We start from the raw sequence: 6,957 nt of genomic DNA on the forward strand, positions 1-6,957 counted from the left end.
ACCCACCGACCCGCTTCAGGGCATCCGCGCTCGCCACATCCGCCTCAACCCTCTACCCTGAGGTAATTGGCAGGCCACGGTCTGCCGCCTCAGGACACTGAGCCCCATGTATAAAGATTTGAAATTCCCGGTCCTGATCGTCCATCGCGACATCAAGGCCGACACAGTTGCCGGTGACCGCGTGCGTGGCATCGCCCGGGAGCTGGAGCAGGAAGGTTTCAGCATTCTCAGTGCGGTGGATTACACCGAAGGGCGGCTTGTCGCCTCGACCCATCACGGCTTGTCGTGCATGTTGATCGCTGCCGAAGACGCCAGCACGAACTCTCATTTGTTACACAATATGGCCGAATTGATCGGTTTGGCCCGAGTGCGGGCGCCGGACTTGCCGATTTTCGCCCTCGGCGAGCAAGTCACCCTGGAAAACGCCCCGGCCGACGCCATGGCCGAACTCAATCAACTGCGCGGCATTCTGTATCTGTTCGAAGACACCGTGCCATTCCTCGCCCGCCAGGTTGCCCGTGCTGCGCGCAAATACCTGGATGGTCTGCTGCCGCCGTTTTTCAAGGCATTGGTGCAGCACACCGCCGACTCCAACTATTCCTGGCACACCCCCGGTCATGGCGGTGGCGTGGCGTATCACAAGAGTCCGGTGGGGCAGGCGTTTCACCAGTTTTTCGGGGAAAACACCCTGCGCTCGGATTTGTCGGTGTCCGTGCCGGAACTCGGCTCACTGCTCGATCACACCGGTCCCTTGGCCGAAGCCGAGGCCCGGGCGGCGCGCAATTTCGGCGCCGATCACACCTTCTTTGTGATCAATGGCACCTCCACGGCCAATAAAATCGTCTGGCACTCCATGGTCGCCCGGGATGATCTGGTGCTGGTGGATCGCAACTGCCACAAGTCGGTGCTGCATTCGATCATCATGACCGGCGCCATCCCGCTATACCTGTGCCCGGAGCGCAATGAGCTGGGGATCATCGGCCCGATTCCGTTGAGCGAATTCAGCCGCGAATCAATCCAGGCCAAGATCGACGCCAGCCCGCTGACCAAGGGCCGCGCGCCCAAGGTCAAGTTGGCGGTGGTCACGAACTCGACCTACGACGGCCTCTGCTACAACGCCGAGCTGATCAAGCAGCAGCTCGGCAACAGCGTAGAGGTCTTGCACTTCGATGAGGCCTGGTACGCCTACGCGGCGTTTCACGAGTTCTTCGCCGGGCGTTACGGCATGGGCACGACCCGTAGTGAAGACGGCCCGTTGGTGTTCACCACTCATTCCACCCACAAATTGCTGGCGGCGTTCAGTCAGGCGTCGATGATTCATGTTCAGGACGGTGGCGCGCGGCAACTGGATCGCGACCGTTTCAACGAAGCGTTCATGATGCACATCTCCACCTCGCCGCAATACAGCATCATCGCCTCGCTGGACGTGGCCTCGGCGATGATGGAAGGCCCGGCCGGGCGTTCGCTGTTGCAGGAAATGTTCGACGAAGCCCTGAGTTTTCGCCGGGCCCTGGCCAATCTGCGACAGCACATTGCGGCGGATGACTGGTGGTTTTCCATCTGGCAGCCACCGTCGGTGGAAGGGATCACCCAAGTGGTCACCGAAGATTGGCTGCTACAGCCTGACGCCGACTGGCACGGCTTTGGCGGCGTGACCGATGACTACGTGCTGCTTGACCCGATCAAGGTCACGCTGGTCATGCCGGGCCTGACTGCCGGCGGCGCACTGAGTGAGCGCGGGATTCCGGCGGCGGTGGTCAGCAAATTCCTCTGGGAACGCGGGCTGGTGGTCGAGAAGACCGGGCTGTATTCGTTCCTGGTGCTGTTCTCCATGGGCATCACCAAAGGCAAGTGGAGCACGCTGCTCACCGAGTTGCTGGAGTTCAAGCGCAGCTACGACGCCAACACCAGTCTGGCCGCCTGCCTGCCGTGTGTTTCTCAGGAGAATCTGGCGCGTTATCAAGGCATGGGCCTGCGGGATCTGTGCGATCAACTGCACGCCTGTTACCGCAGCAACGCCACGGCCAAACACCTGAAACGCATGTACACCGTGCTGCCGGAAATCGCCATGAAGCCCGCCGACGCCTATGATCAATTGGTACGCGGAGAGGTTGAGGCGGTGTCGATCGATGCCCTGGATGGGCGCATCGCTGCCGTGATGCTGGTGCCGTACCCGCCGGGGATTCCGTTGATCATGCCCGGCGAACGTTTCACCGAATCGACTCGATCGATCATCGATTACCTGGCATTCGCCCGTACCTTCGACAGCAGCTTCCCGGGATTTGTCGCCGATGTGCACGGATTGCAACACGAAGATGAGGGCAATGGGCGGTTATACACCGTCGATTGCATCAAGGAATGAGGACCTTTCCCAGCATGCAACCGGTCATGAATCCGAAATACCCAGGGCTGTCGGTGCGCGTTGCCGACGATGGTTTTGCGGCCTACATCTGGGGCAGCGATTTCAGTTTTGAAGTCGCCGCTTATGGTGCCGCTGAAATTGGCAAGCCGGTGGCGCAGTGGCCGGTGACGCCGATCACCCCTTATCGAAAGTGTTACGGCATTGATCCGGAAGAGTTCAGCAGTTTCCGCGATGCCGCCGACAGTGCGATTTTCATGGCTTATCTGGATGACGAACCGGTGGGCCACCTGGTGATCAGCACCAACTGGAACGGCTTTGCCCATATCGACGAACTGGCGGTGCATGCACCGGCCCGGCGGCATGGCGTGGCCAAGTCGTTGCTGGATGTGGCGCAGTTCTGGAGTCGTAAAAAGAAACTGCCGGGCATCATGCTCGAAACCCAGAACAACAACCTGGGCGCGTGCCGGCTCTATGAACGCTGTGGTTATGTGATTGGCGGGATCGATCATCTGCGCTATCGCGGCATTGATCCGAATACCGCCGAAGTGGCGTTGTTCTGGTATCGATTGTTCGATAACCCGCTGGAAAACCCGGTCAGCTCACCAGCATCGCCACGGCTTGTTCCGTGATGATCGCCAGCAGAGCCTGAACGGCCGGTGACGGCTCGGCGTTCTTCAAGGTCAGGGCGTAGAGGCTGATCGGCACCGCCGGGGCCAATGGGCAAGCATCCAGCCCGGAGGATTTGGCGCCGAGGGCGGTGAAGGGGTCGACGATGGCCAGGCCTTCACCGGCCTCGACCATGCTGCGCATCATTTGATGGGTTTGCACTCGCGTCTGGATCACCAGGGCAGGGCGTAGCGCCTGCAATTTGGTTTCCAGCGCCGGGCTCAACGGGTCGTGACCGTCGAGGCCGACCATCGACTGCCCGGCCAGGTCTTGCACCGACACATACTTCTGCTTCGGTTGCAGCCAGCCGTGGGGCGCCAGCAATTGGAGTTTGCCCTGGGTAATCAATTGGCAATCGATGTCGGCATGATCGGGGTCGTGCAGGCTCAGGCCCAGATCGCTTTCGCGCAGCAACAGGCTGCGGACGATCTCGCGGGTGGGTTGGCTGAGGAGGGTGCACGGCGCATCGGGGAAACGTCGGCGCAGGGCCGCGATACTGTGGGGCAATAACTGTTGGGTCAGCGGCGGGGTGCCGATGACGCGCAGCGGTGGCGCGAGGTATTGCTTGAGACTGTTGGCCAGGCGCTGGACCGGTTCGAGGGCTTCATAAACGTGAGCGATCTCGACCTGCAACTCCCGCGCCTCGCGCGTGGCCTGCAAGCGGCCGCGCACGCTGGAGAACAGCATGAAGCCCAACTGACCCTCGGCGTCGCGCAAAATCCCTTCGACCTCGGCCACCGGCAACTGCAGCCATTCGGCGGCGGTGCCCAGGTGACCGGTCTGCAAGAGCGCCTGGATCACTTCGATATGACGTAAACGCATGCGTGAAGTCCATGTTCAGCAGGTGAGGGAGTCAGTGGCTGAATCCTAACTCAAGTGCGCGCATATGACTTCTGCTCATAACACAAGGTTATGAAGCGACGGTGGTTTCCGGCAGGGTACCGATGTAAGTGTCCGGTTCGCGAGTGAGGGTGATGTCCGACTGGATCAACTGGAACCGGTTGTCATCGAGCTTCTTCATGCGATCGCCAATGGCCAGTTTGTAAGTGGTGACAGGCTCCGTGCCTTCGACACCGTCTGCCGACGGGGTGGATTCCTGGAACTCATGCACTGAATAAACGCGGCCTTCCGCGTCTCTTGCATGGAACTGACCGACGAGTACTGCTGCCATCTGCTTAAAACCTCTGGAGATAAATCACTCAATTTGCGGCTCAGTAGACCGTGGTTGGGCGAAGTAAGTTTTCCTACAGGAAAAAAATAGTCAGGGGTGGCGATTTTCGCTCGCCCGCTGATTGAATCGTCATCTATAACTACAGGCTCTTCCCATCGATAGTCGAGCATTCTTCCATGAGCAACGTCTACACGATCGCCGTCATAGTCGGCAGCTTGAGAAAAGAATCGATCAATCGCAAGGTCGCACTCGCCCTGGCTGATCTGGCGCCTGCCAATCTGAAATTGAACATCGTCGAAATTGCCGACTTGCCGCTCTACAACGAAGACATCGATGGCGCTTCACCGCCGGCAGCCTACAGCACTTTCCGACAACAAGTGAGCTCATCCGACGCAGTGCTGTTTGTCACCCCGGAATACAACCGTTCGGTGCCGGCGCCGCTGAAGAATGCGATTGACGTCGGGTCGCGTCCTTATGGCAAGAGTGCCTGGAGCGGCAAACCGGGGGGTGTGATCAGCGTTTCGCCGGGTGCGGTGGGTGGTTTTGGGGCCAATCATCACCTGCGCCAGTCGATGGTGTTTCTCAATGTGCCGTGCATGCAGCAGCCGGAGGCCTATCTGGGCGGGGCGGGGACGGCGTTTGATGAGTCGGGCAAATTGTCTGAATCGGTGAAACCGTTCTTGCAGAGTTTCATCAATGCGTATGGGCAATGGGTCGAACAACACAAAAAGGTCTGACAGGCCCCTTGTAGGAGCAAAGCTTGCTCGCGATGACGGCGATACATTCAACATTGATGTTGACTGGCACACCGCTATCGCGAGCAAGCTTTGCTCCTACAGAGTTAGATGGCGTCGAGCAGTCGGCTGCAGATCATCGTTTCGATTTCCCTTAACCAAGCCGCCGTTTGCTCCGCATCCGGCTGTGCCGCCACACAGTATCGCCGCCCACCCCAAGCCATGATTACCCAAGCGTCGATGGTGGTTGCCGACGGTTGAATCGGCAGGTCACTACACGCGGCAAAGGCTTCACGCCATTTTTGCGACAACTCCTGAAACAACCGCCGATGATGCTTGGGCTCGGTGAATTGATGTTCGATCGCCAGCACTTCATGGTTGAACAACGGTTGCCGCACAGCGTCCGGTTCGCAGGTCAGGCGGATCAAGCGTTTGGTCCGGGTGAGCGCGTCCAGGTCGTTGGCCTGTACGACTTGTTCGTCCAGATGCTGTAACAATTCATCCAGAGAATGCCGGATATAACCCGACAGCAAGGCTTCTTTGCTCGGGAAATAGTCGTACAGCGTGCCGATGGCCACGCCCGCTTCCAGGGCGACTTCGCGGGTGGTCAGGCCCGACCAGCCGTCACGCTGCCAAATCCGAACAAACGCCTCATAAATCGCCTCAACCGTGAAAATCGCTCGGGCCTGACTCGGCCGTTTCAGCGGTTTGGCGCGGGGGTTGAGGGTTGGTGCGTTGCCTTTGGTGTTTCCGAACCCGCTCTTCATTGGCTGCCTTTACTCTGGTGCTACCCGCCATTCACTCGCAGCAGGAGTCTGAAAGATGCAAAGCCTGAGCACGGTAACACGGCTGATCACCCGTAAAAACGCCCTCGACCAGAGTCGTATCGAGCAGGAACAACGCAGTCTGGTTGCGGCTCCCGGCGAAATCATTCTGAAGATCGACCGCTGCGCGTTGACCACCAACAACATTACCTACGCGGCTTATGGCGATTCGATGAACTACTGGGGGTTCTTTCCTACAGGGTTGGCGGAATGGGGACATATCCCGGCCTGGGGTTTTGCCGATGTGGTGGCGTCGGATGTCGCGGGCATCACGGTCGGGGAGCGTTTCTACGGTTACTTTCCGATTGCCAGCCATCTGTGGATGCGTCCGGATCGGGTCACCGAGCGGGGTTTCTACGATTCGACCGAACATCGCCAGGCGCTGACCTCGGCTTACAACCAATACACGCGTTGCAGTTGGGATTCGTACTACACGCCTGCAACCGAAAACCTGCAGATTTTGCTCAAGCCGCTGTTTCTGACGTCATCGATGCTGGCGGACTTCCTGCAAGACAATGAATGCTTTGGTGCAACCCGGCTGGTGTTCTCCAGTGCGTCGAGCAAAACCGCGTACGGCACCGCGGTGTGCCTGGAAAACAGTCCAGACCTGGAACGAATTGCCCTGACCTCGGCCGGTAACAAAACCTTCGTCGAAGCGCTGGGTTGTTACGAGCGTACCGTGTCCTACGCAGAACTCGACAGCCTGCCGAATGACCGTCCTACGTTGTATGTGGATTTTTCCGGCGACCTGACGTTGCGTGATCGGGTGCACCAGCATTTCGCCGGTCAATTGGTTTACAGCTGTTTCGCCGGTTCTGCCCAAAGCACCGACGAGGCGCAATTGAGCGCGATTGCGGGGCCGCAGCCGGTGTTCTTTTTTGCACCGATCCAGATTCGCAAACGCAATAGCGAATGGGGGCCGGAAAAGGTCAGTCAGCACATTGGCGAGGGGTTGCAGCGGTTTTATGGGTTGGTGACCAAGCCATCCGCTCCGTTGCTTGAAGTGGTGGAGAGTGAAGGTTACGAGGCGGCACAACGTGTAATATCCCGGCTGTTTCATGGGCAGGTGGCGCCGGTCGAGGGGCATGTCATCAAGTTGTAATGGCTGACCCAACACAAATCCCCTGTAGGAGCGAAGCTTGCTCGCGAAGACGTCGTGTCAGCCAATATCAATGGTGACTGACACGACGTCTTCGCGAG

At 58.9% G+C, this 6,957-nt stretch carries 7 protein-coding genes; 4 read left to right on the forward strand and 3 right to left on the reverse strand.

Translation table 11 applies throughout. The annotated features are described in order from the left end of the window. Nucleotides 1–106 precede the first annotated feature (106 nt). Entirely contained in the window at nt 107–2,362 is a 2,256-nt protein-coding gene (locus tag BK667_RS23235; protein ID WP_123599040.1) for a lysine-specific pyridoxal 5'-phosphate-dependent carboxylase LdcA, read from the forward strand. A gap of 14 nt (nt 2,363–2,376) precedes the next feature. Continuing rightward, nucleotides 2,377–2,991: a GNAT family N-acetyltransferase gene (locus BK667_RS23240; RefSeq protein WP_123514442.1), complete on the forward strand. Its 615-nt coding sequence runs from the start codon at nt 2,377–2,379 to the stop codon at nt 2,989–2,991. Here BK667_RS23240 and BK667_RS23245 read toward each other — a convergent pair. Then, the gene (locus BK667_RS23245) at nt 2,957–3,850 is read right to left on the reverse strand and encodes a LysR substrate-binding domain-containing protein (protein ID WP_123599041.1); all 894 of its coding nucleotides are present in this window, start codon (nt 3,848–3,850) and stop codon (nt 2,957–2,959) included. The two genes, BK667_RS23240 and BK667_RS23245, sit on opposite strands and share 35 nt — an antisense overlap. 88 nt (nt 3,851–3,938) lie before the next feature. Continuing rightward, on the reverse strand, nt 3,939–4,199 hold the full coding sequence (locus BK667_RS23250) for a hypothetical protein (RefSeq protein WP_123514440.1): 261 nt from the start codon (nt 4,197–4,199) through the stop codon (nt 3,939–3,941). Nucleotides 4,200–4,375: 176 nt separating this feature from the next. Here BK667_RS23250 and BK667_RS23255 point away from each other — a divergent pair, with 176 nt between their 5' ends. Beyond that, entirely contained in the window at nt 4,376–4,936 is a 561-nt protein-coding gene (locus BK667_RS23255; RefSeq protein WP_123599042.1) for an NADPH-dependent FMN reductase, read from the forward strand. Nucleotides 4,937–5,040: 104 nt separating this feature from the next. Here the strand turns inward: BK667_RS23255 and BK667_RS23260 are convergent, their stop codons facing one another. Continuing rightward, nucleotides 5,041–5,700, reverse strand: coding sequence for a TetR/AcrR family transcriptional regulator (locus BK667_RS23260; RefSeq protein ID WP_123599043.1), 660 nt, complete (start codon nt 5,698–5,700; stop codon nt 5,041–5,043). A gap of 55 nt (nt 5,701–5,755) precedes the next feature. Between BK667_RS23260 and BK667_RS23265 the strand changes: the two genes are divergently transcribed. Further along, nucleotides 5,756–6,859: a DUF2855 family protein gene (locus tag BK667_RS23265; RefSeq protein WP_123599044.1), complete on the forward strand. Its 1,104-nt coding sequence runs from the start codon at nt 5,756–5,758 to the stop codon at nt 6,857–6,859. The last annotated feature ends 98 nt before the right edge of the window (nt 6,860–6,957 follow it).

This window comes from Pseudomonas frederiksbergensis (assembly GCF_003732705.1).
GTDB classification, from domain to species: Bacteria; Pseudomonadota; Gammaproteobacteria; order Pseudomonadales; family Pseudomonadaceae; genus Aquipseudomonas; species Aquipseudomonas frederiksbergensis_F.

Excerpts from the sequence above, each read along its gene's own strand:
- BK667_RS23235 (WP_123599040.1), top strand. The coding sequence starts at position 107 with ATGTATAAAGATTTGAAATTCCCGGTCCTGATCGTCCATCGCGACATC.
- BK667_RS23240 (WP_123514442.1), top strand. The coding sequence starts at position 2,377 with ATGCAACCGGTCATGAATCCGAAATACCCAGGGCTGTCGGTGCGCGTT.
- BK667_RS23245 (WP_123599041.1), bottom strand. The coding sequence starts at position 3,850 with ATGCGTTTACGTCATATCGAAGTGATCCAGGCGCTCTTGCAGACCGGT.
- BK667_RS23250 (WP_123514440.1), bottom strand. The coding sequence starts at position 4,199 with ATGGCAGCAGTACTCGTCGGTCAGTTCCATGCAAGAGACGCGGAAGGC.
- BK667_RS23255 (WP_123599042.1), top strand. The coding sequence starts at position 4,376 with ATGAGCAACGTCTACACGATCGCCGTCATAGTCGGCAGCTTGAGAAAA.
- BK667_RS23260 (WP_123599043.1), bottom strand. The coding sequence starts at position 5,700 with ATGAAGAGCGGGTTCGGAAACACCAAAGGCAACGCACCAACCCTCAAC.
- BK667_RS23265 (WP_123599044.1), top strand. The coding sequence starts at position 5,756 with ATGCAAAGCCTGAGCACGGTAACACGGCTGATCACCCGTAAAAACGCC.